Genomic DNA, 22,963 nt, shown 5'->3' with positions numbered 1-22,963 from the left:
GTCATGATGAGGAAACGCAGTATTTGCCTAATAATATTATCTTGTCTGCTATCAGATCCTTTGATAGCTCAAAATGCTGGGATCTGGGTAGTCTCTGTGGGTGGTGGAACTGTTTGGACAAAGGCTGGGAAAACACAGACTCTTTTTTTGGCGCCGGAAATTGAGAACACCTATGCAGCGAAAAAAAGCATCAGCTCAACGGGAGCTGGTGAATTATTTATTGGAATGGAGAAAGTATTAAGCAACATCTTGCGCGGTCAATTAGGTTTATCGGGAGCAGTGATGGGCACTGCGCGATTGGGTGGTGAAATTTGGGATGACGCAGACCCGCAGTTTAACAATCATAGATACCATTACCGTATTAACCACCAACATATTGCTGTTCAAGGTAAACTGCTGCTTAATAAAGAAACTGGGTTTATACCCTGGATAAGCAGCGGCATTGGGGTGAGTTTTAATCAGGCTCATGAGTTTAGCAATAAATCATTAAGCTGTGGTGTGTTCCCTGTTCCCGATTTCAACGCTAATCAACAAACCGCATTAGCGCTGACTCTTGGGGCTGGCCTACAGAAAATACTGAACAGGCATTGGCAAATCGGGGGAGGTTATACGCTGGCTGATTGGGGCAAAAGCCGTTTGGGTCGCGCTGAAGGGCAGAGCATGAATTCAGGGCTGAAGCTCAATCACCTTATCGCTCAGGGTATTTTATTTAATCTGACATACATTGGCTGAAGGAACGTTTATGGCTAACTTGTTTATTTCCAAAACTATTGCAACGCTGATTGGCACCTCGTTACTGACGGTAGCCTATGCAGGAATGCCTGTGTGGACATTTACACCATTAACTCAGACAAGCCTGACGGTAGCTGCGAATGACACAGCAACAGTCCAATATCAGATTACCAATCAATCTCTCAGGCCACATACTCTCATCATGAGGCCGATTCCAGGAGTTTCACAGGTTATTAGCAGTCCCTGGGATTGTCCAGGCACAATGTGGCTAGGATATCAGCAATCCTGCATTCTGAACTTAACGATTCATGGAGGCGCTTTGCAAGGGAGCATTAATAGTGGGCCTGTACTTTGCGACCTGGGTAACCCATTGCGTTGTAGTGAGCCCTGTGCAGGGGAGCAATTAAATATTTTACAGGGGCCTCCCTTGCCGACAACGAATTATTATACAGTGGGTGGGGTGACAAGCTGTCTAAAACAGGGGACCAGTGCAGTACTTCAAAATAATAATAGAAATTACCTGGCGATACCCTCAAATGGTCCTTTCGTTTTTTCAGAGGCCCTGGTGGTTGGTTCTCTGTATAATGTTACCGTATTAACTCAACCTGCAGGCCAACAATGTGAAGTTACAAACGGTTCGGGCATAATTGCATCCAATGTGACTAATATTGGACTTAGTTGTGAAGCAATATTGGCTCAGGATTCTTTCTCTAATGCATCGGCTGCTTTGTCATGGCAATCCTATGGTAATGCCTGTTTAACAGCAACAGGCGTGAATAATGGAAGTATACCGACTTGTCAGGCAGGTACTCCTGGTGGATTAAATGGGAATGTTCCTGATATAAATGGTCAAGGTACATTACGATTGACGCTAGCCAATTTCTTTGAAGAAGGCGGGGTTATAACAACCCAACCTGTTCTCACATCCCAGGGGATAGATGTAAAATTTACAACCTATTCCTTCGGTGGCGATGGTGCTGACGGATTTAGTTTTTTTCTATTGGATGCCTCTCAAGGACTTCCTGCCAATATCGGTGTTTTTGGCGGTGGGCTTGGATATGCAACTATTCCTGGAGGCTACGTAGGTATTGGATTAGATGAGTTTGGAAATTTTTCTAAACCTACCTGTGATCTTCTTATGCCTATCTGTACTGGAGGACCTGGAAAGCAGCCAAACTCTATTGCAATTAGAGGACCATCTCCTAATAATCCTTTCATCACAAGCGTTACTCCCGGGTTCAGTTTATGGCAGAATGTAGCATTACGGAATCAGTCAATCCCTCTGAATTATCACATCACCATCACTGGTTCCGGGATATTGAATTTGTATATTAATGGTACTCAATATATAACAAACTATAATTTATTTGCACAAGCAGGAGCAATTCCAGCAACATTATATTTTGGATTTTCAGCCAGTACTGGACTCTCCAGAAATATTCATGAAATCAGTAATTTCTCTGTTACCACTTTCACCGGAGGTGTTTGCTAGGACCTCTTTTCCCATTGAGGCAGCAGAGCTGCCTCATGTTATCGGTTCAATGCGCCTTTCGTGTTGTCAGATTAAGACGTTTTCTGGTATTGGTCGCTTAACGGAGCCAGGATTAAAAACTTGATGTGTGGTTGAGGCAAGTAACCTGTCCACTGACTCACTGGCTTCGATTGCTCTCAATACAGCGACATAACTCCAGGTTAGGGAATAGGCGCCTTGCTGTACTCCGGTTTCAAGATTGATTTGCTCACTCATTAATAAATCAGGGGCGTAGTCTTTGATTAGACGTAAATAAGCATCGCCAAGCTGGATGTATTGTTCGACAGTGCTCTTGTGATGCGTATTCTTAAGTTCGTTTGCTGCAAGGGTATAGTAGTATTCAGCGGCAGCGGCCGTTAGTATAAACCAGGGGTTTCCTTTACCGTCATTGCGATAGCCGTCATAGGTATCGCCGGGATAGCGTCCGAATAACAAGGCATTATTATAGGGTTCATTAATTGGATATAGGAATTTAAATTCGGCTTTAAGCGCGTCCACAGTATGTTTTACATAGCTTGCATCGGCTGAAAAAAAGCCGTCATGGGTGTTCCCCAGTAACACGCCGAGTATTATCGCACTGTCCAGTTCGAGAGTTTTTTGCGGGCCTGCGTGGGGGGGCAGGGTAGCCTGAATCAGGTTGTTTTTACAATCGATGTGTTTATAAAGGCGCTTTTCAATTAATCGGGCCTGTTGCAGGTAGAATTGGGCTGCAAGCCTGTCATTGAATTGTCTGGCGAAGACAGAACCCTCCAGTAAGGCTTTGCGCTGTACCATAGCAGTAAAGAAATGATCACCTAAAACTTCCTCCCAGAGATCAAAGTTTTTATCCTGCCAATGATGAGCGGTGTACTCGAGATCCATTTTGATGGCGCCCATCGTATCCGGATTTAAGCCTTCAAAGTATAAGTGCTCGCGTACATAATTGCTTTCACCGTCTGCCAGAAGGCTATTTGCAAATCGCATCAGGGTTATTGCTCTTATTGCTGGTCCATCATTCTGAGGACGACCCCAGGGACCTGTATACGGTTGACTGGCTAAGGGACTGTCGGGCATATAGAATTTGGGTTCCCCTAAAATATCCTGCCCTGGTAAAGGATCTTGCTGGTGTTGCAGACGTTCAACCCAACTGACATAATTAAATAATTTTTGTTTGCTATCCTGATCCCGGTATTGCTCATACCAGGACGCAATAAGATTCATCGATATTGCTGAGTCACGCGCCCAGTCGAAATAGTAGTCAGGATTACTCCGTGAGGGAGACGCCATAATCGCGCCTTCCGCGCTGATATTCGCTTTGAAATGTTCTTTAAGCGTATTCACATCTTCTGCAGTGAAGATTGATGCTATTGCGTTGCTGCAAATAGCACTTAGCCATAAGACAAATAAAATCCTTTTCATAATTTCCTCTATCAGAGCATTAATATAAAACGCTCACATACTACAGGAAACCGGTGCTGGTGGCTATAAACATGTTGCGGCCTTTGACACACCAAGATATTTTACCTATGTCCCTCGGCTTGTCCGAGGGATCCAGGAATCTCATGCCAGAATTAGATCTCTGGCTCCCTCGTACAGGCCAAGGGACGTAGGAGTAGGGGTTAAGGCCTTAAGATTAGCTAGGGACAGATTGCGATAATTTCGGCAAGTTCAACTGTTTCAATCACCGGAAGTTGTGATTCAATAGCAATATTACTCACTGCAGTATTGATTGTGGTGTTTTCAATAAGCGACGTGGTTAGGCCGATTGTCTCCGTAGCAATCTGGCTATTTTGCTCTATTGTACTGCTATTACTATCTCCTGTTGTTCCTGCGGAGCTATCTGTACTGGAGGTTTGTGTGCTGTCTGAATATTTCCAGGGAATAGGACCGGGCGTAAAATTTCCACTTCTATCGAATGAGCCGCTGGAAAACTGCTGACCAGGACCTACAAGCTGGTTTCCCCCTTGCACCAGTCCCTGTTTGACATCAAGATAGGTATTGCTGGGGGTTGCAATAGCTTGCAGCTGTGTGCCTAGAATGGCCAGTGCAACTACCGGTGTCTGAATACTTCCTTTTTTCTTTTTACTTGAAGTATATTCGATCGCACCTTTATTTAATTTGGTTTTGAACTCCACATTTTGCTGGCTGGAATAAGAGACAATCTGATAGCTTGTGTTTTCCTGTATACTGACCAGGGAACCATCCGTATATTTTATTTCGGCTTTCGCACCGGCGCCGGTGATAATGGTGTCGCCAGTAAACAGTTGCGATCCTCTACTTAATGCACGCTCTTTTCCTGCCTGCTGCGCGCTGACTTTATTGCTGACCAAAAGTACCAGAGCGGCAGGAGCGGTAAAAGCCGTTCCTGTAAATAATATAAAAATAACCAGTATTATTTTCTTCACTGTGATTCCCTCATCATTTGCTTACATGTGTGAATGTGCCATCCCAGTCCGAAGGAGGGGGTTGGCTGATAAATGCATCAATTCGCGCCAGATAGAGGCTATAGAGATAGCGTTCTGGATGAGAGGAGTTAAGGGTTTCAAATTGAGTTTTTGCAGCCTGCCAATTTTGCTTATAGTAGGCCTGCAAACCCGCTTCATAATCTCTGATCTCATCTTTTTTTTCCTGGGGAACCTCTGCATAATACCCTTGCGGCTCATAAATTGTTACTGCTTTATGGGAGCCTTTAACTATTACTTTATCTACGGGCATCCAAAGAATGTCGTCTTGATGATGACGGCTTGCTTCTGAAACTAAAATATCCACTCGATAATATTTGGTTAAATCCTGCAGACGAGAAGCCAGATTAACTGTCTCCCCAATCACTGTGTAGGAAAGCCGAAATTTGGAGCCCATATCGCCGACATTCATAATCCCGGTGCTTAGCCCCATTCCAATTTTCACAGAGGGGAGGTTAAGCTGGTTTAATTGCTGATTAATCTCGGGAAGTTTGCCTCTAATCGCCAAAGCAGCAGCTAAAGCATTATGACAGTGATTTGCGTCTTTTAGCGGCGCTCCCCAGAATGCCATGACCATATCGCCGACATATTTATCAATAGTGCCCTGATAATCAAAGATAATATTGGTCAAAGGAGTAAAAAAGCTATTGAGCAAATGTTTAAGTTCTGTTGCTTCAAGCGACTCACTTAAACTGGTGAAATCACGTATATCAGCGAAAAAAACGGTCATCTCACGGGATTCCCCTCCAAGATTCACCTGTTCCGGATGATCGGTAATTTCCTTCATATAGGAAGGAGGAATATATTGGCTGAACAATTGTTTAATACGATTTTTTTGCCGCCGTTCCTGAATAAATGAATAAGTAAAGTTAGCGAGAGCCTGTAAGCTAATTAAAGCCAGTAAAAGTCCTGGAGCTACGAAGATATTTTTAAAGTGAAAGAAGAAGTAGCTGGCTATTAAAATTACTGCGATGAAGAAAAGAAAAAGAATGGGAAGAAGAACAGGTCCCAGATAGGGAAATAAAAAGGTGAAGACAATACCTGATAACAATATTAAGATAATTCCTGTATTGGTATGCCAGTCAAATTGGCTGGTGATCTGTTTTTCCAGAATTCCGGTGATAATATTGGCATTCATTTCCACGCCGGGAAAGCTTTGAGATAAGGGGGCCTGGTGAAGATCACCCAGTAATACCATAGTAGAACCTAAAAGGGCTATACTGCCTGATAATTCCTGAGATGATACTTTATTGTGAAGGATATCAGTGGCGGAGTAGGTTGGAATAGTTGCAGGTCCGCCCCAGAAAGGAATCAGCAGCTGTCCTTTGGAATTAGTGGGTATGAAAAGACCGCCCACGTTAATCCCATACAACTCTTCTTTCCCCTGAATCCTGTGAGTCATCAACTCGACATTGTCTGTTAATAAATAGCGCATGACACTTGAGAGGGCGAGACTTGAATAGAGTTGGTTGTTATAAACTGCTAATAAAAGCCCATGACGAACCGAGCCATCGAGATCAGGAATATTGCTGACAAAGCCAGCATGACCTGACGCCTTTAGAAATAGGTTGAGTATACCGTTATATCCCGTGAAGCGCAGAAGATTGAGTGTTAGTGTATTGACTGATTGTGAGTTGTTAAACAGGAGCGGAGGGGGTAAAGAACCCTTTTTAATATCGGAATTGTCATGGAAAAGAAATCCCAGTACCACTTCATTCTCTGATAGAGTTTTCGCAAAGGCCTGGTCATTATCTATCAGTGGGGCAGCTTTTGTCAGTAAAGGCATTAGCTCTCGAGCAAGTGTCTGGTTATTTAGGCTCTGTAATTTGTTTTCCAGTCCTTGAGCATAATTAATTTCCGCCTCGGATAAAACAATATCAAAGGCAATTACCACAACTCCCGCTTTCTTTAGATTGTTTAGCAGGGTTACAAATTTGTCTCTTGGCCAGGGCCATCTTCCTTCAGCCTGAGTGGAATAATCATCAATATCGATAATCACCACACGAGGCGGCAGGTTTCGGCTGCCAACAGTCAGGTGAAGGATCTGGTCATAGATAAAGCTGTTGCTTCGGGTTATGAATTGATCGAGATAGGGAAAGGCATTTTTCTGCAGGGCAAAAATAAATGCCAGCAGCAAAAAACCAAAACTGAATTGAAGCAATTTTTTTTTAAATTGACCTATCAAACAGAACTCCATTTCAACAAGCGGTAACGAACACTTTTAAGCCATATTCATATGGAGTGAAAGCATTGTCAGATTACTATGGTACACACTGCCTCGCTGGCTATACTGATGTTCAATACGAAGGCTTAATTGCTTATATTTGAATGACAAACCGCCTCCTGCGCGATAACCATTCTGATCCAGATTAAATTCAGGCAAAGCACCCACAAATTCACCCGAAATGCCGGGACGATTATTGGAAAATTGCAACACCTGTATTAAGCCCACATTCACAAATGGCTGTACCCATTCTTTTAACTGGTATCCGATTTCTGCGTTTTCAAGCGAAAAGGCCGATTTATTTCGTAAAAATGGCACTCTGCTTACGAGCTGATTGGGAATAAATATATAATTAAAACTGTCCTGGTCGATCTGACTGTACAATAATCCAATGCTGCCGAGAAATTTCCAGTTAGAAAAGGAACGGCTGTAAATTCCGTTAATGCTGGTAAACCAGTTATTACTGTTACTGTGTGCACGCCCTAGCTGCTGGTTCTCAGTTTGGGCCCCAATGGTGGTTGAATAGGAGAGTGAGTTATAACCCAACCCCGCCGTGACATCTACAAGCACATTGGGTGTAATGGTTTGCAGCAGGTGGCCATAAATTGAATCATTTTTAACCTTTTGATCCGTTTCACTGGGTAAACCGGGATCAATTCGCATGGATGAATGTACATTGCTTTTGACTTCATAAATATAAAGACCTGCAGTTAATCCTTCGCGTAAACGAAAATTATTGCCTCCCGCCATATACAAATTCAAATGACCGCTAAAACGATTAAAGCTGGTCGGTTTTGTGGAATCAAATTTAAAGCTTTGATAGCCATAGAGTCCACTGAGATTATATCCCTGTTTTGGGGAGGAGGCCGGACTTTTCTCCACAGCAGCAGCCTCTGCCTGTGTATATAAAAAAGCCAGTAAACAAACCAATGAGCTGTTAATTCTTTTCTTATTCATTTTTTAATAATACTAATACTGATCACCATCAAGTATGGAATGAGATATCTCAAAATCCAACACATAACCTTACACATAGTCTTGTATTTCTAATTCATTAATCTGTCATTGAACTATCCTAATTAATTGCCAGGTAGAGGGGAGCAGTTATTAGTGTGGCCCCTGCATTAACACACGATCCCAGATTCCCGGTTAGCGAATCAATACTGCATTTGGTAATGGTGTCGTTTCCAGGATTGCTGATGTAAGCGAATTCATTGGCATCGTCCAGAACAATTCCAAATGCCGTACTAAGTGCGGTGGCTCCGGAGTTTGCACATGCCAGAAGCTGTCCGGTTACTCCATTGACAGTACACTGGCTGACACTAGGCGTATCCTGATTTGTTATGTAAGCAATTGTCTCAGTGGAATTGAAAGTCAGTGTTCTTACACCATTAAGCCCAGTTGCTCCGGAATTAACACAACCACTTAAAAGGCCTGTACCTGCGTTAATATTGCAGACACTAATAGTATCGGTACCTAAGCTGGTAATGTAGGCACGGGTACCCGCTGAATTGATAGCGATTCCACCGGGAGCAAACCCCACTACAGCTCCGGAGGGTACACATCCACTTAAATTGCCAGTAGGGGCATTAACAGTGCACTTAGTGGCTCCACCTGAGAAGTTAACAATATAAGCGAATGTTCCAGCAGGATTAAGCGTAATTTGCTGAGGAAGTGAAATTGCCGTGGCACCTGAATTTGCGCAATTGGTTAATACGCCCGTTACGGGTGTCACATCACATTGAGTTACCGAATTAGCAGGTTGACTGGCGATGTATGCGATGGTACCCACTGGATTAAATGCGATGCTGGTAAGTTGTGGCGGGAAGCCCAGGGTATTACTACAGCTTCCTAACTGACCTGTAACGGCATTGATAGTGCATTGGGTTATACCGCTTCCATCGGGTATATACGTATAAAATGACTGAATGCTAATATTGGCAGTGACAATAATGGTGTTATTTCCAAAAACAGGGAAATTGGTAGGAGCTACAGTAGTGGTTCCAGCAGTAAAACTGATTGTGCAACTTGCACCCGGATTAACTACTGCGCAGTTATTTGCCGTCTCGCTGACATTGCCCGCTAATGCAGTTCCTGTAAAATCCGAATGGATAGAAAACGCTGGGAAAAGAGCAGAATTATTGGTAATTGTTAGCGATTTTGTTTCACCGGCACGCATTACGACAGGAGAGCCTGTAACTGAAATATTCAGCTGTGTGGGTGCGACGACAGACATAGTAACCGCCGTCGTGGCAGCATTGACGCCAACAATTGAAACTGAGGCTGGCGGATGTACTGTGTTTCCAGGGAGAAAATAAAGGGTGCAGCTTGATTGAGGCGGTAAAACATTGCAACCTGAGGCATTTTGCACCACATCAGTCCAGTTTGAAGGTAAAATCGCATGAATCTGAGAAGCGGTTACTCGAGTTGAATTATTAAATAAGGTCAGTGTGGCAGGAACTCCGGAAGCGGCAGTCATTTGAATAGAGCAGGCGGTAAGATTTTTTTTACCATAGCAGTACTCCCCTTTGGGCGGTACTGATATTAAGGCTTTATCTTCTGAAACCACTTTCAGATTAAGCATCGTGTTTCTACTTAAAGGCTGGCTACAGTAACTTGGTTTTGTATTGTCCCTGGAATCAAATTCGCATAATACAGGACCTGAGTTAATCGATTCGGGCAATTGGGCGGCATCTATTTCCAGGCTTAAAACACAGGCCTCTCCTTCTGCGAGGGCAATTTGAGGATCGCAGCTTTTTTTTCCATGGATAAGTTGTGTTATGCCCTTAATGGGTATCATCCTTAGAAAACGCGGCGTATTGGAGTGATTCACAAGGCGATATTTGATTATAATCTGACTGTCTCTTGGTAACTCGCTGACAGTAGAATTAAGAGGGATAAATTCAATATAGTTTTTCGCATGGCCTGTGGCCATTCCCAGAGTAAGTAGTAAAAAACAAAAAAGACCCGAGAAGTTTTTTTTGAATAGGTTATTAATCATTAGTTGTAACGTCTTTCCTGAATGATCTTCATGATCTGCATAACCCATCTACTAAACCCTATCCGTTTTAAGCAATCTACTTATCTACCGCAATTCCAAAAGAGAGTCAATAAACGCTTGCTATGATTTGCTGAAAGAGATCAGTATTCATGCAGACTGCGTAAAAAGTCGATTGAAATCAATAGATATTATTTTTCAAGGGACTAGAAAAAATGATAGTCTTCGACTATATACTAATAAACCAGACTAAATTTAGTTAAGGTCATATCATGGACATAAAGCGATACGTATTATCCCTCTCATTACTAGCGGCTCTGAGTCATCCCGCTTTCGCTACTACCCAGGAAGGGGAAGAGGCCTACAATCAGCAACATTACGATAAAGCCTACATTCTTCTGTCAGAGGAAGCAGCAAAAGGCGATCCCAAGGCACAATACCTGCTGGGTAAGATGTATTACAATGCACAAGGTGTGACCTACAATCCACAAAAAACTGAAGAGCTCTTACTTGCTTCAGCGAATCAGGGAAATGTGGATGCACAAGTACTTCTGGCAGGATTTTACTGGTACCAGAAAACTCCGGAAGGTTACGCCAAAGCATTAACCTGGTATGAAAAAGCGGCATCACAGAATAACGCAGATGCTCAATACGCTTTAGGTTATATGTATAATTATGGCAATGGTGTTCCCCAAAATTATGAAACGGCGATGTACTGGTATAAAAAAGCCGCTGATCAGAATCATTCGGATGCTTTGTTATCGATTGGCTATATGTATGATACGGGCACAGGGGTCACAAAAGATTTGCCAGAGGCTATCAAGTGGTATGGCAAGGCCGCTGATCTCGGTAATGCCAGTGCACAATATAATTTAGGTTCGATCTATGAATATGGCGATGGCGTGCCTAAAGACGAGAAAAAGGCTTTTGAGTATTTTCAGAAAGCAGCTGATCAGGGACATGCCAAATCGCAGCTTGAACTAGGCAGTTTTTATGATACGGGCAAAACCGGCTCCGTGGATCTGCAAAAGGCAGCCTACTGGTATCAGAAAAGTGCTGATCAGGGGAATCCAACTGCCCAGTATAATATAGGGGATATGTATTTTTACGGAGATGGAGTCAGCAAAAACCTCGATACAGCTATGAGCTGGATCAGGAAGTCCGCAGAGCAGGGATTTGGCAAGGCTCAAAATCGTCTGGGTGTTTTTTATCGTGACGGTATTGGTATTACGGCAAACCCTGTGGAAGCCTATGCCTGGTTTAGCACGGCAGTAGCAAATAATTATGCGGATGCAAGCAAAAATCGTGATGATCTTGAGAAGAAATTAACTCCGGATCAATTGAAACAAGCCAAAGAGTTATCTGATAAGTACTCCGCTCAATATCAGGCACCTAAATAGCAGATCTTAAGAGGGTTTTACGGAGTGAGGGTTGATTTAAAACCCTCTCTCTAACTCTCTCCCTGGGGGAGAGAGAATTTAAGGAGCAAACTCCCTTGTATTTTTATCCCTCCGCAGTAAAGCGTTTCTCAACATGAATGGTGCTGGCGGCTGGTGCGATGGCATCTTCTGCTTCTATAAATCTTACAACATCACCAATTTCAAGTTTTTCAAAATCATAGGAAACGACGCTGGCACTGGTAAAGCGAATTCGGCGACCGTCAATGGTTTCGATGAATCCATAATCAGCAGGTGGATAGATTTCGGCAATTTTTCCCTGAGGTGCAGTCTGGTGATGCTTTACATGCCCTCGAACCTTTTTTATGTGGCTTTGAAGCTGCCGTTTCATCGCGTTAAAAGCATCGCGGATAGCCACATAGACATCTTCATGCGCATGTTCATCGCCCTGGCTTTTGCTTACCACCAATTCAGAGCCAGGTAGAGTCAGATCAATTCGTACATGATAGAGGTTGCCTTTATAATGATGCCGATGCTCAGATTCGATAACTACATCACAGCGGGTTATATTCTGATAAAATCGATTCAGCTTTTCTGCCAGGTGAATAGCTTTTTCTTCGGCGGTTAATGAGCGGTCCATATTTCTAAAAACAACATTGATAGGAAGTTTCATGGGGTCCTACCTCCATTGCAAGTTTATTATTAAGCGATATGAAAAATAGATTTTTTTCTCATCATTCATTATTAATTGTAGAGGAGTTTTTAAGATAGTAGTAATGTTTCTCTGTGATGGTGTTATTTTGAGGAGAGTAAAACTATGTCAGTATCCTGCTTGCACTGTTTTATATCAGGCAAAGTTCAAGGTGTATGGTTTCGTGCTTCTGCCAGAGAAGTGGCTGAACAATTAGGCATAAAGGGTTGGGCCCGTAATCTGGCCGATGGCCGGGTTGAAGTAATGGCCTGTGGCGACAATGAGAAACTCGAGTCTTTTTTTATTTGGTTAAAACAGGGCCCAAACCTTGCCCAGGTCACTGATTGTGTCAGGGAGGATTTACCCTGGAAAGAATATTCAGAATTTCGGTCTTTTTAGGCAGGGTCTATACTTAAAGTAAGGAAACAGCTTAAGGAGAATCTCATGGCCAACAAAAATCATGAAGAAAAAAAGAAAGTTATTCCAAAGTCTGATGATAACAAATCCGGACGGGCAGAAGATCCTATTCCTAAAACAGAAGAAGAACTGGATGAAACAATCGAAGATACATTTCCTGCCAGTGATGCAACAGCACAATACTAGAACAGAATAAAAAATAATAGCGGTTTATCACCGCTATTATTCAATTAGCTCTACTTATTTTGTAGTGAAATAAGTTTCATCATAGGCATAGCAGGTCCATTGGACTTGTTTTCCACCGACTTCAACATTGATCACTTCATTGTTAAGAGAAGCAAGAGTGGGTTGTTGTTGCAGGTAACAAACGCGATTCGTTCCGCCAATTGTCACATAGTTATAGTCAGTAGTAGCGCTGTAATTTTCAGGCACATAATACACATCACCTTTTTGCTCTAACACTACGGGGGAACCAGTAATAACCACTTTATCAGCAAAGGAAGCTGCACTGAATAACATAGCTAAAGCTGCAAAAGCTATAGTAATAATCTTCATTTGGTAAATCTCCTTATTTACATGAATTAAAGTTTAAACTGTAGAGAGATGAATGAGTACATGAAAGAGTAACTTACGTAATTTCCAAACAACTTACTCTACAGAAGATACATTTCGCAAACCTCTCCGGTTTACTTTTTAAGTATAGATTACAATTTATAAATTTAAACCCCCCACGATTTCAAATTGTTATCCTATATTGAACCTTACTGCGTCATGGTTAAATTAAATACATAAAGAATAAATTCAAATCTAAATTATACTTAAAATAGGAGAAAAGTTGAGAGGGAGCTGATTATGAAAATCATGGAAGTGTATGTAAGAAAAGATTGGATTAATACCAACACATCCCGCAGGCGCTATCGTCACTCAGATTTTCAGGACTCCTTCTCCATGCTGACTAAAAGCGCAAAGGCGGTACCCGCATTTTTACTGGCCGGTGCGGGAATGAGCAGAAATCTCCCCAATCAATCGATGTCTTTATCCAACTATGCTATGCACACACTAAAAGAAGTCCATAATGGCATTGGGAATGTCGGGAAAAATAAAGATTGTCGTTTTAATACCCTTGTCGAGGTATCCGGGCAAAATGAATTGCGAAAAGCAGTTGATTTGCATGGGGCTTTGCCTTATTCCAGGGTTTATATCGTAACAGATGACGATGTCACAGAGGATGATTTTGATAGAGGGGTGGTTTTTCATAGCAAAACAGAGGCAATTAAATTTAGTGAAATGTATAAGGATTTAGATGATTACATGCAGTCCAGTTTCTATAAAGAACCGCTTGGAATCTCGGTCACAATCAATAAAAAAGATATGGGTATTTTTTTAAAGGAAATGACTAACTTTATAGATAAAAGAAATAGAAGCTGGCGAGCCGATGTGACGGTTATCCCGGAGATCAATGTGGACAGCTTCGATTTATCCTCGGATGATGATAATTATACTATTGATTTTCCTGTTGATATTACTCAAAAAGAATTTAAAAAATATTTTAAAGGTACTTTCCAGGCCAGTACTCAATCAGAGCCAGAGCTTTCATCACAGAATATGGCAGGGGGGAGAAGAGGAAAATAGGACCGATTTTCGGAACAGGAAAAGGAAAAAGAATCCTATGATTCAAAAGAAAGCTCTTCTGAGGAAGAATTAGTATTAAAAAGAAAGCATTCGAGAAGTAATCCATTAGCCACTACAACTACCGCGACTACCTCAGTTCAGGTTCCTGCCAGTGGATTGTTAGCAAAGTCAATGAGTAAAGGGGTATTCCAATCCGCAGGCGAAAAAATTGTGGGTCCTCAAAGTAGCGATGAGGTTTCAGCTGAACTGCATAATAAAGGGGCAACGCCTTCTCAATGAGCGGATGAGACAGGCTCGGTGAAATAAAGAATAAGAATTGCAACCATAATAGGGATATTCTTTACAACGGAGCCAAAGGGCTCCAGCCAGTAATAAGGCAATTGAACGCTGATGATTAAGGTATAAATAACAATAATGAGCAGTTGGACCATACAATTGCTGCGCGTTCTGAAATTAAATAACAGGCCTATTCCAAGCATAAAATTAATAAAGGAAGCGCCAAACAGCAGTAGGGATTGCAATGTGTCCGGAACTCCGGCCTGCTTTAAAATTAGATAGGATGTTTCCTGGGCAAAGAATGCGCTGGTCAAGGCACTGGCGAACCACATAAAAGCCAAACTTAGACGAAGGAATGGTCTTAGCCATCCTAATAGTGCCTGCCACCGATCTCCATCGGTACTTGGTTTTTTTTCAAGCCCTTCTTTAAAGGATTCGGGGTTGACGCCTGTAAGCTGGTAAAAAACCGCAGTCTCTCCTGCACTCGCGGTTTTATTACTACTCAACATGTTGATAGCCGGAGAATTAATTTTTGAGGAGGAACTGAAATTACCGAACCAGGCCATTATCTTAATTAATATCATTGGAACTTGAACAAAAAAACTTTTTGGTAACTGAAGCCAGTGGCGTAAACTGCCTAGAACTGTTTTTAATGCTATTGCTGTAGGAGAAACTGCCGTTAAAACGTAAGAGGGGCCAGGAGGCAAAGAGGCCATGTTGGAAATGGCGGTGCATAATGTATCGATGTGAATAGGTTGTAGCAGCTGCTCGCCTTTTTCTGGCAGTGGGATAACCGGAAAAGAGGCCATTGTCATTAACAAGGCCATGCCTCCTTCTGAACCAGGCCCGTAAATGAATGAGGGTCTGAAAATCAGCGATTGAACAGGGAGTGTTAGTAAATAATTATCAAGCTCCAGTTTGCTTTTGGCATATTCTGACTCATAGTGTTCGACTGCCAGAGCAGAGAGCTGGATAATTTTTTTTACTCCGGCTTTTGAAGCCGCCTCGAAAATAACCCGGGGTGAATTAAAATGAATTTGCCAGACTATGGATGGGTTTCGATGATAAAATATGCCGATACAGTTAATGACTACATCCACATTTTTCATGCGTAACATCCACTCTTCGAGATTTTGTTGTGCTGTAAAGTCGCATTCTATCAGAGAGGCGGAGGGAAACAGCGCCTGACCTGTCTCAATCGTCCTGACAACTGCAAGGATCTCATGCCCTTGATCCAAGAGTTTTCTTGTCAAATGAGTTCCAACAAAACCGGTTGCGCCAAGGATCATGATTATCATTACTTAACCTGCTTTTGCTGTTTTTTCTGATTCCCCAGGTAGCCTCCGAGACCGCTGCTTAAGGCGCCGTAAAAAAAGGTCAGGAAGCTTGCTTTGGGTTCAAGCGTAACCATACTGATATAACCATGCGAGACTGAGAAACCATCATGTAATTCTAAAGAGCTATGGATTATTCGTATGCTGATTGCCCTGAAATGAGCATTTGAATATTGAATGCCATTATTGAGACTGATGATAAGTACTATCAATACTAAAGACCAGGCAAGAAAGCCAATCAAAAAACCGAAATACGGCTTTTGTATCCCTGAGGAGTAAAGCCGCCCGGTGATAAACCCGGTGAAAAACATGGCAACAGCATAGGAAAACGCCAAAAGAAAAAATAGAGAACTGGTATTGGTACTCGCCGGAGCTACCAGATGCATATTAATTAATATGGCAGCAAAGCCGAAAAGCGGAACAAGAAAGAGGCCGCTGCTTGCGCCGATAATCAAGGGAAACCATGATAAATAGAATTTATTCATACTAATGATTCAGCATTACTTATAAGCAAGTATATGCTGAATCGGTATTTTTGCGAATGACATTCAGGAAACTCAAGCAAAGTCATTCAAGATTATGAAAGAAATCGTATTCGGAATCGGAGCCTGCTTCATACTGGCTATCATCAACAGTGACAGGAGAGGTACACTCTCTATCAAAAAATCGCACACGGTAAAATTCCGAGCCTGATCGTGTCAGATTGACCGCAGGTTGTCCTGCCTCCTCTTTTTCCAGTTCTTCATTGAAGTTCATAGGTACCAGATCGTCCTCTGCCTGAAAAAAATCATCCATTCCTTCAGGAGACGGAGACTTTCTGACTTCTTCTTGTGCAAAAACAAAACCGGACAGACGTAGTGCATTCTCTTGCTTAACACGTAAACCAGTTGGGCTTATAAGCGATGGCAGGCTGCTGGTGCTGCCAGAATAGCTGGAGCTCGCAGAGGTTAATCCCTCTGAACCCATATCTGGGAATTGAATTTTTAATCTTGTTTGAAAGTCCTTTATGTCCGGAGCAAAATAGAAAACAATTTCTCCCACGGTGCAGGCCATTAGCTGGGTAAGAGGACTGAACATATTATAAAAAGAAGTGACGGAGCTCTCCACAAATGGGTCGGAATGCTCAAGCGCATTACGTAAAGAAATCAGATCTCCCAGTTTGTCATCTAGGGTCTGATTGATAAGCCTTAAATCACAAAGGCTGGATAATTTATTGATGCAAGAGATAATCTGACCAAGCAAATAGGCAATACTTTGTGAAAAGCGGATATCATCCTTAATCCTGGTATGTAATAATTCCTGAAATTCGCGAAGTGAATCATCATCAAGTTTTTCCTCTTCCAGCAAGGCAGCTAGCAGATCAAGACGATCGATCAATTTTTCCAGTATTTCAGAAACATCATTTGAATCAGCGGTCTGCGCTTTCCAGAATGTTTTCGCAACCTCAAGAATACCTGGATAAAGCTTGGTCATGGCTTCGGACTGTTTTTTTTCAATACGTTCATTATTAAGCGCATCTTCTTTCTTTCTATTACTTTCGTATTCCCTTTTATATTCCTTGTATTTTTTATCGGCTTTCGTTAATAGTTTCCTTATTTGTCGTATATCTGCATTCTGTTTTTTATCTTTAGAAGATAGATTGGCTGTAATCTCGTCAAGAAGATTAAGAGGTGTTTTTTTATTAATAAAGAAAAAACTCACGTCATTAGCAAGACAGTTCCCAAGCATTTCATGATGAGCAGGGAGTACCAGTCCCAATAGCGTATCGAGCACTTTTTCTTCCAAAAGCGGCTTGGTAAGAATGTGAGGGGAAGTTTTTTTATCCAGAGAGTAATGCTTTTTAATGGATTGCCAATACAAATCCATGGCATCTTTCCAATCATCATATCCTGAACTGGTATCCTTTACTTGCCAGTCCAACTCACTTTCGCGGGATACAATAAGTTCATAAACCGAGCCACTGAAAATCATTAATTCATCATGTAGCTGCTTAAGGAGTACAGGATCTTTTTCCAAATCCTTTATAACCGTCAAATACTGCCGTTCTTCAGGATGCGAAAGAGCGCTTCTGATTTTACCAACCATATCGATGTCGATAATATCCAGTGTTTTTTGCTTATTTCCCCAGTTTCTGGGCATAAAAAATTCACCGGTCATCTCCAGTACCCGCAAAAGCGATAAGCGATTTTTAATACTGTTAAAATTTTCAAAGCCAAGTATCTGGAAGCGCGTATGAGGAGCTAACTGATTACTATCTTTGATAGCGCATAATGTGAGTTGTTGTCCCCTGGTAACTTTTTGAGTCGATTCCAAAAGTGATTGGGACCAAATAGGATGCCCTTTTTCAGGTTCGGGTTCACTTTTTTTGTTATCAGCAGGGAAAAACTTATCGATGGGGGTAATCGGTTCTGATTTATTATCTAGCCATTCGAGTAATTTTTGCTTGTCAACCGACTCAATCGAATCAAGTGAGACGCCGGTTTCCTGGATAACTTCCAGGCTGTAAGTGGATTTAGCATAATTTCTCGGCAGCAAAGCGATAAGTTTAAGTAAAAGAAAACTATGCTTGCTAAATCGGAGCAGTGTTTCAAGATTCTCAGGTTTCGCCATTGGGGTAAGGGGAGTGCCGGATGAAAGATGATTTTTAACCTGCTCAAAAAAGACTGACAAGACTTCCAAATCTTTAGTAAGAATATCAGTGATGCTATGCTTAACCAGCGCACGAAATGTAAGCATTACAGAATGAAATTGAATCAACTGTTTTTGCTTTACAATGTCACCATCGAAATTAAAAGGTGCAATGGATAATCCATTTTCAAAACCGTCATTAATAAAGCAAAGATCAGTGGTTGCAAAAATGGCACTAAAAAAATCCAAGAGATACCAGGAGTGTTCCCCCCAGGGTAAATATTTTGTCAGAAGTCCGCGCTCATTGCGAGGAAAGCGATAAATCGTTTCAAAAAGCATACGTAATATATCGACTGAATCCTCGAGGTAATAATCGTTCGCTGCATTTCCAAACGCACGATCGCACATGCGTTGCATAAGGATTGACATCCCATTTCTATAACCCGAAAAATAAGGAAGTGTTATGTTACCCATAAATGAGAAGCGCTTTTGAGCCCCTGCTGCATTCTGCTGCAAGAACTCTTCCTTAATAAAGGGAAAATTTTCATTGACCTTCAGCATGTTTTCTTTAAGAAACTGAATCAGACGCAGGACCCAGGCAACACGTGCCGAAAAACTCTCTTTCATTTTGAGAGGATGCTGTGTAAATATTTCATTTTTTTCAGAAAGATAGCTGGCTTTACATAACACAGTTGAAGGTATTGTCTGATCAATTGTCTCTTTGGAGGTAAAAATGCCCTTGATTTTTAAATGCGCCTCAGCAATAGTTTCCTCCTGTAATTGCAGGATTTTTTGATAGCTATCAGGGCTTAAAACAGTGGTTTGGCTCAATTGTTCCAGGGATTGGATGGAATCAGCAAATCGTCCGATGTTGCGCATCACGATGGCTTTTTTAATTTCAAGGCTTATTGACTCTTCCTTGATCTTCGTTGCCGAAGTGGCTATTTTCGGAAAGGTTTTCAGCACTTTGGGATTGCTCAATATTGTGTCGCATAGCTGAGCTGCCTTGCTATATTGCATATCATTTTTCTGATTTTTTGCTTGTGTTAATAGTGACTTATAGTGCCGGCGAAGTTCTTGTTTGCTTTTCACAATATGTACCTGTTACAACAAAAGTGCAAAGTATACATTCTGTGAATAAATTAATCAAATGGATTTTTTGTTATCCATTAAAACTTTAAGCGCTCATTATCGTTGAGCATTACCTAATTAATTTGCCTATTTTTATTCAATACTGTATAAAGTGCGCCTTTTACTATGATTGGAGGTACGACATGTTTAAATTTAATTCTAAATCAATACAGTGCGAGGGAATAAACCCTAAGCTCAATAGAACAAATTGCAGAGATGATGCCAAGGCCTATGTTGAGTACAATGCTGGCACCAGAATGTTTCGTATAGTAGTTGAGGATGTTCAGTTCTTTACCTATGAAAGAAAACAGGATCATGGATTTACAGCTAAATTGGAAAATAAAGCAGTTCAAATTGAAATGAGTGTTTCAGAAGATTCCGCAAAAGCAGAAAATCAGTTCAAGGGTCTTAAGAATTTTATCGCCCGATTAGGCAATGACTCGCATAATAATAAATTTTATTTATCTCGCACAGATTTTTTTCAGAGACAATGTGATGCTTTTGAAAAATTACTTTTTAATCGCTCGCAGCTAAACGCTAACAGGGATACTCAAAGCAGCCATGCTCAGGATCCGGGAAGTTACTCTTGCTGAGCATGTGATATCTCAGGGTCAAAAAAGAAAAATTAAAAGCCCAGGCAGCTACAAGCCCATAGGGGCTTAATTATTAGCTAATGATTCTATGCCAGGGAGCTTGCTCATTAGCTAATTCATAGATAATATGGACTTATATTTTGAGCTTGGATAACAGGCTTATTTAGTTATAGGGATATTGTTGCTTCCATGTTCAAATATTGCTGTATATTTTTCTGCCTGGTACTTTGTTCATGCATGGTGGGTCCCGACTATAAAGAGCCGCCGAAGCCTGTAGCTGGCTATTGGATACAAAACAGCCCCGTAGTGAAAGCGACTCCTGCTCAAACTGCAAACTGGTGGAATATCTTCAAGGATCCTGTTTTAACGGAATTAATTCAGCGAGGCTATCAAAATAATCTCTCCGTACAAATTGCCGGCGTAAGGGTTCTGCAGGCAAGAGCGCAATTGGCGCAATCAGTTGGCGAATTGTATCCTCAACAGCAGGCCATGATTGGGGATTATACCTATTACCGTATTGGCGGCAGCCAACTACAGACCGTACTTCCTTCGAGTTTTGAAACCGCTTCGCTCGGCTTTACAGCCAGCTGGGAGCTTGATTTCTGGGGAAAATATCGCAGAGCAATTCAATCCAATGATGCCATTTTTCTGGCTTCACTGGCTGCCTACGACAATGCTTTAGTCACCTTAACTGCCGATATTGCGGACACCTATGTCAATATCCGCACTCTTGAAAGACAGGTTGCAGTTACAAAAGCCAATATTCAGCTGCAAGTAACCAGTTTGAAAATTGCAAAAGCCCGCTATAGAGGCGGCCAAACCAGTTTGCTTGATGTGGAACAGGCAGAAACTCAGCTGACTGAAACACAGGCCGGCTTGCCTAAACTACTGAGTGAATTACAGCATCAGAAAGATATCCTTGGATTACTTTTAGGTACTGTGCCGACCCAGGTGAATCCACTCATCAGCAAAAGCCGCGGCATTCCCCGGGCGCCATCGCAGGTATCTGTTGGGATCCCTCGAGAGGTGATTGTGAGAAGGCCCGATATTTATCAGTCTCGTATGGAGGCTATTGCCCAGTCAGAAGCAATTGGTGCAATTAAGGCGAATTTGTTTCCTGCCCTTACATTAACCGGAAATTTCGTGTTTTCATCAAATAGCATCGGCAGCAATTCTATAAGCGATCTGTTCAACTGGTCTAATCGCAGTATCACCGCAGGGCCTTCGCTGACCTGGCCTTTATTAAATTATGGTCAGATTACAAACGCTGTGCGTGTGCAAGATGCGGCTTTCCAACAAGCGCTTCTTAAGTATATTAATCTGGTCTTACAGGCTCAGCAGGAAGTACAGGATAATATTAGCCGTTATATCGAAAGCCGAAAATCAGTTTATTTTCTGCAGCAATCGGATCAGTCAGCAAGAACCTCTACCAAGTTAGCTTTGGTTCGCTACAAAGAAGGCGAAGCGATTTATACAACCGTTTTAGATGCTGAGCGTCAACAGCTAAGAGTTGAAACCTCGCTTACTAATGCTCAGGGCGAAGTTGCGAAATCATTAATTGCCCTCTATCGCTCTTTAGGCGGGGGCTGGCAAATCAGAGGATGCAATGACATTCTGCCCAATTATATCAAGCAACAAATGGCCGAAAGAACCGATTGGGGTAATTTGCTGAAACAGCCAAATCACGAAAGGCCAAATACGCAAATGGATGTTTTAAAACAACTTTATCTTCCAAATTGGTGATAACGATGAATTCTGAGAAGAGACAAAAGCTAAAGATAGCAGCCCTAATAATCGCTGTTCTACTAATTGTCTATTTATATAGTCATTTTAAGTCCAAAAATACCCCCCCGGCACTGCCCTCTCCGGTAGTTTATGTTGAACATCCAAAGCCTATGAAAATGGGGGATTACGTGTACCAGACAGGTAATACTGTCGCCTTTAACTCAGTAAACCTGGTAGCACGGGTTGAGGGATATCTCGATGCGATTAAATTCGTGGATGGCTCATTTGTTAAAAAAGGAACCGATTTATTTATTATTGAGCCCCAGCCTTATCTGGACAAGGTGGAAGAAGCCAAAGCAAGCCTTGCAGCACAGAAAGCCGCCTACGCATTTGCTGTAGCTGAGTATGAACGCCAACAGCAAATGTACAAAGAAAATGCCACCTCATTGAAAAATGTGGAAAAGTGGGGGGCCAGACGTGATGAAACCAAGGCAGAAGTTGCCAAAGCAGAGGCAAATCTTAATTCGGCAGAAATAAATTATAGCTACACGCATGTAACCGCCCCTTTTGATGGGCGAATTGGGCGACATCTGGTTGACGTAGGGAATCTGGTAGGGCATGGGCAGGCTACTCAACTCGCCACAATCGAGCAAATTGATCCAATTTACGTCTATATCAATTTGAACGAACTTGATTTAATCAAATTGAGAGAAGCAGGAAAAAGTAAAGGAGTCAATGCGAATAATCTTAATACGGTTCCGGTTTTTGTGCGAATGCAAAATGAAACAGGATTTCCACATGAGGGGAAGCTGGATTTCGTCAATACGGGTTTAAATGCCTCGACTGGAACAATGCAGTTCAGAGCATTGCTTCCGAATAAAAATTATCCTCTGGTTCCCGGCTTATTTGTACAAGTCAGAATTCCTGTTAAAAAACCATCCATGCAGCTGACAGTCCCCGATACAGCCATTCAATATGACCAGATCGGCGCTTACCTTCTTATTGTTGACAAAGAGAATCTGGTTCAAATGGCAAGAATTCAAATAGGCAGTATTGAAGAAGGGCAGCGAGCCATTCTTAAGGGAATAAGTCCTCAGGATAATATCATCGTTAACGGTACACAATTCGCAACTCCCGGAAGTAAAGTGGATCCCAGAACACAAAGTTCCACTGATAGTTCCTTTGTCGAAAGCGTTCATTAAACGTATATAAT

The 22,963-nt window shown here is 42.0% G+C and carries 19 protein-coding genes; 9 read left to right on the top strand and 10 right to left on the bottom strand.

The features are described 5' to 3' along the window. Positions 1-3: 3 nt before the first annotated feature. Entirely contained in the window at positions 4-732 is a 729-nt protein-coding gene (locus DYH61_RS08645) for a porin family protein (protein WP_234999824.1), read from the top strand. A gap of 10 nt (positions 733-742) precedes the next feature. After that, the gene (locus tag DYH61_RS08640) at positions 743-2,224 is read left to right on the top strand and encodes an L-type lectin family protein (RefSeq protein ID WP_058507408.1); all 1,482 of its coding nucleotides are present in this window, start codon (positions 743-745) and stop codon (positions 2,222-2,224) included. 66 nt (positions 2,225-2,290) lie between these two features. On the opposite strand, the gene DYH61_RS08635 is transcribed toward DYH61_RS08640, so the two are convergent. From DYH61_RS08635 to DYH61_RS08615, 5 genes are all read right to left on the bottom strand, one after another. Next, complete coding sequence (locus tag DYH61_RS08635) at positions 2,291-3,661, bottom strand: glycoside hydrolase family 15 protein (protein WP_065236149.1); 1,371 nt, start codon at positions 3,659-3,661, stop codon at positions 2,291-2,293. Between the two features lie 218 nt (positions 3,662-3,879). After that, on the bottom strand, positions 3,880-4,647 hold the full coding sequence (locus tag DYH61_RS08630) for a FecR family protein (protein WP_058507409.1): 768 nt from the start codon (positions 4,645-4,647) through the stop codon (positions 3,880-3,882). Positions 4,648-4,660: 13 nt separating this feature from the next. Continuing rightward, a complete protein-coding gene (locus DYH61_RS08625; RefSeq protein ID WP_058507410.1) occupies positions 4,661-6,889 on the bottom strand; it encodes a CHASE2 domain-containing protein in 2,229 nt (742 codons plus the stop codon). Positions 6,890-6,925: 36 nt separating this feature from the next. Next, complete coding sequence (locus tag DYH61_RS08620; protein WP_058507411.1) at positions 6,926-7,885, bottom strand: autotransporter outer membrane beta-barrel domain-containing protein; 960 nt, start codon at positions 7,883-7,885, stop codon at positions 6,926-6,928. A gap of 118 nt (positions 7,886-8,003) precedes the next feature. Beyond that, a complete protein-coding gene (locus tag DYH61_RS08615; RefSeq protein ID WP_058507412.1) occupies positions 8,004-9,977 on the bottom strand; it encodes a beta-propeller fold lactonase family protein in 1,974 nt (657 codons plus the stop codon). A gap of 221 nt (positions 9,978-10,198) precedes the next feature. On the opposite strand from DYH61_RS08615, the gene DYH61_RS08610 reads away from it, so the two are divergent. After that, positions 10,199-11,326, top strand: coding sequence for a tetratricopeptide repeat protein (locus tag DYH61_RS08610; protein WP_058507413.1), 1,128 nt, complete (start codon positions 10,199-10,201; stop codon positions 11,324-11,326). Between the two features lie 103 nt (positions 11,327-11,429). Here the strand turns inward: DYH61_RS08610 and DYH61_RS08605 are convergent, their stop codons facing one another. Further along, complete coding sequence (locus DYH61_RS08605) at positions 11,430-11,996, bottom strand: HPF/RaiA family ribosome-associated protein (RefSeq protein WP_058507414.1); 567 nt, start codon at positions 11,994-11,996, stop codon at positions 11,430-11,432. A 144-nt stretch (positions 11,997-12,140) separates the two neighbouring features. Between DYH61_RS08605 and DYH61_RS08600 the strand changes: the two genes are divergently transcribed. Both DYH61_RS08600 and DYH61_RS15635 read left to right on the top strand, forming a co-directional pair. After that, positions 12,141-12,413 (top strand): acylphosphatase, encoded by a 273-nt coding sequence (locus DYH61_RS08600; protein WP_058507415.1) that lies wholly within the window; start codon positions 12,141-12,143, stop codon positions 12,411-12,413. A gap of 45 nt (positions 12,414-12,458) precedes the next feature. After that, the gene (locus DYH61_RS15635; protein WP_157072292.1) at positions 12,459-12,617 is read left to right on the top strand and encodes a hypothetical protein; all 159 of its coding nucleotides are present in this window, start codon (positions 12,459-12,461) and stop codon (positions 12,615-12,617) included. Positions 12,618-12,671: 54 nt separating this feature from the next. On the opposite strand, the gene DYH61_RS08595 is transcribed toward DYH61_RS15635, so the two are convergent. After that, positions 12,672-12,986: a hypothetical protein gene (locus DYH61_RS08595; protein ID WP_058507416.1), complete on the bottom strand. Its 315-nt coding sequence runs from the start codon at positions 12,984-12,986 to the stop codon at positions 12,672-12,674. A 297-nt stretch (positions 12,987-13,283) separates the two neighbouring features. Between DYH61_RS08595 and DYH61_RS08590 the strand changes: the two genes are divergently transcribed. Further along, entirely contained in the window at positions 13,284-14,063 is a 780-nt protein-coding gene (locus DYH61_RS08590; protein WP_058507417.1) for a hypothetical protein, read from the top strand. A 272-nt stretch (positions 14,064-14,335) separates the two neighbouring features. Here the strand turns inward: DYH61_RS08590 and DYH61_RS08585 are convergent, their stop codons facing one another. The 3 genes from DYH61_RS08585 to DYH61_RS08575 all read right to left on the bottom strand — a co-directional run bounded on the left by DYH61_RS08585 (position 14,336) and on the right by DYH61_RS08575 (position 19,393). After that, complete coding sequence (locus tag DYH61_RS08585; RefSeq protein WP_058507418.1) at positions 14,336-15,637, bottom strand: SDR family oxidoreductase; 1,302 nt, start codon at positions 15,635-15,637, stop codon at positions 14,336-14,338. Continuing rightward, positions 15,637-16,158 (bottom strand): hypothetical protein, encoded by a 522-nt coding sequence (locus DYH61_RS08580; RefSeq protein WP_058507419.1) that lies wholly within the window; start codon positions 16,156-16,158, stop codon positions 15,637-15,639. Before DYH61_RS08580 ends, DYH61_RS08585 begins: the two co-directional genes overlap by 1 nt. A gap of 82 nt (positions 16,159-16,240) precedes the next feature. Continuing rightward, positions 16,241-19,393, bottom strand: a complete 3,153-nt coding sequence (locus tag DYH61_RS08575; RefSeq protein WP_058507420.1) for a hypothetical protein — start codon at positions 19,391-19,393, stop codon at positions 16,241-16,243. A 182-nt stretch (positions 19,394-19,575) separates the two neighbouring features. Here DYH61_RS08575 and DYH61_RS08570 point away from each other — a divergent pair, with 182 nt between their 5' ends. From DYH61_RS08570 to DYH61_RS08560, 3 genes are all read left to right on the top strand, one after another. Beyond that, the gene (locus DYH61_RS08570; protein ID WP_058507421.1) at positions 19,576-20,025 is read left to right on the top strand and encodes a hypothetical protein; all 450 of its coding nucleotides are present in this window, start codon (positions 19,576-19,578) and stop codon (positions 20,023-20,025) included. Between the two features lie 189 nt (positions 20,026-20,214). Then, complete coding sequence (locus DYH61_RS08565) at positions 20,215-21,768, top strand: efflux transporter outer membrane subunit (RefSeq protein WP_058507422.1); 1,554 nt, start codon at positions 20,215-20,217, stop codon at positions 21,766-21,768. A 5-nt stretch (positions 21,769-21,773) separates the two neighbouring features. Further along, positions 21,774-22,952: an efflux RND transporter periplasmic adaptor subunit gene (locus DYH61_RS08560; RefSeq protein ID WP_058507423.1), complete on the top strand. Its 1,179-nt coding sequence runs from the start codon at positions 21,774-21,776 to the stop codon at positions 22,950-22,952. Positions 22,953-22,963: the final 11 nt, after the last annotated feature.

The sequence above is a fragment of the Legionella quinlivanii genome, from assembly GCF_900461555.1.
Taxonomy (GTDB): domain Bacteria; phylum Pseudomonadota; class Gammaproteobacteria; order Legionellales; family Legionellaceae; genus Legionella_C; species Legionella_C quinlivanii.
This window is presented reverse-complemented; position numbering and strand designations above follow the sequence as displayed.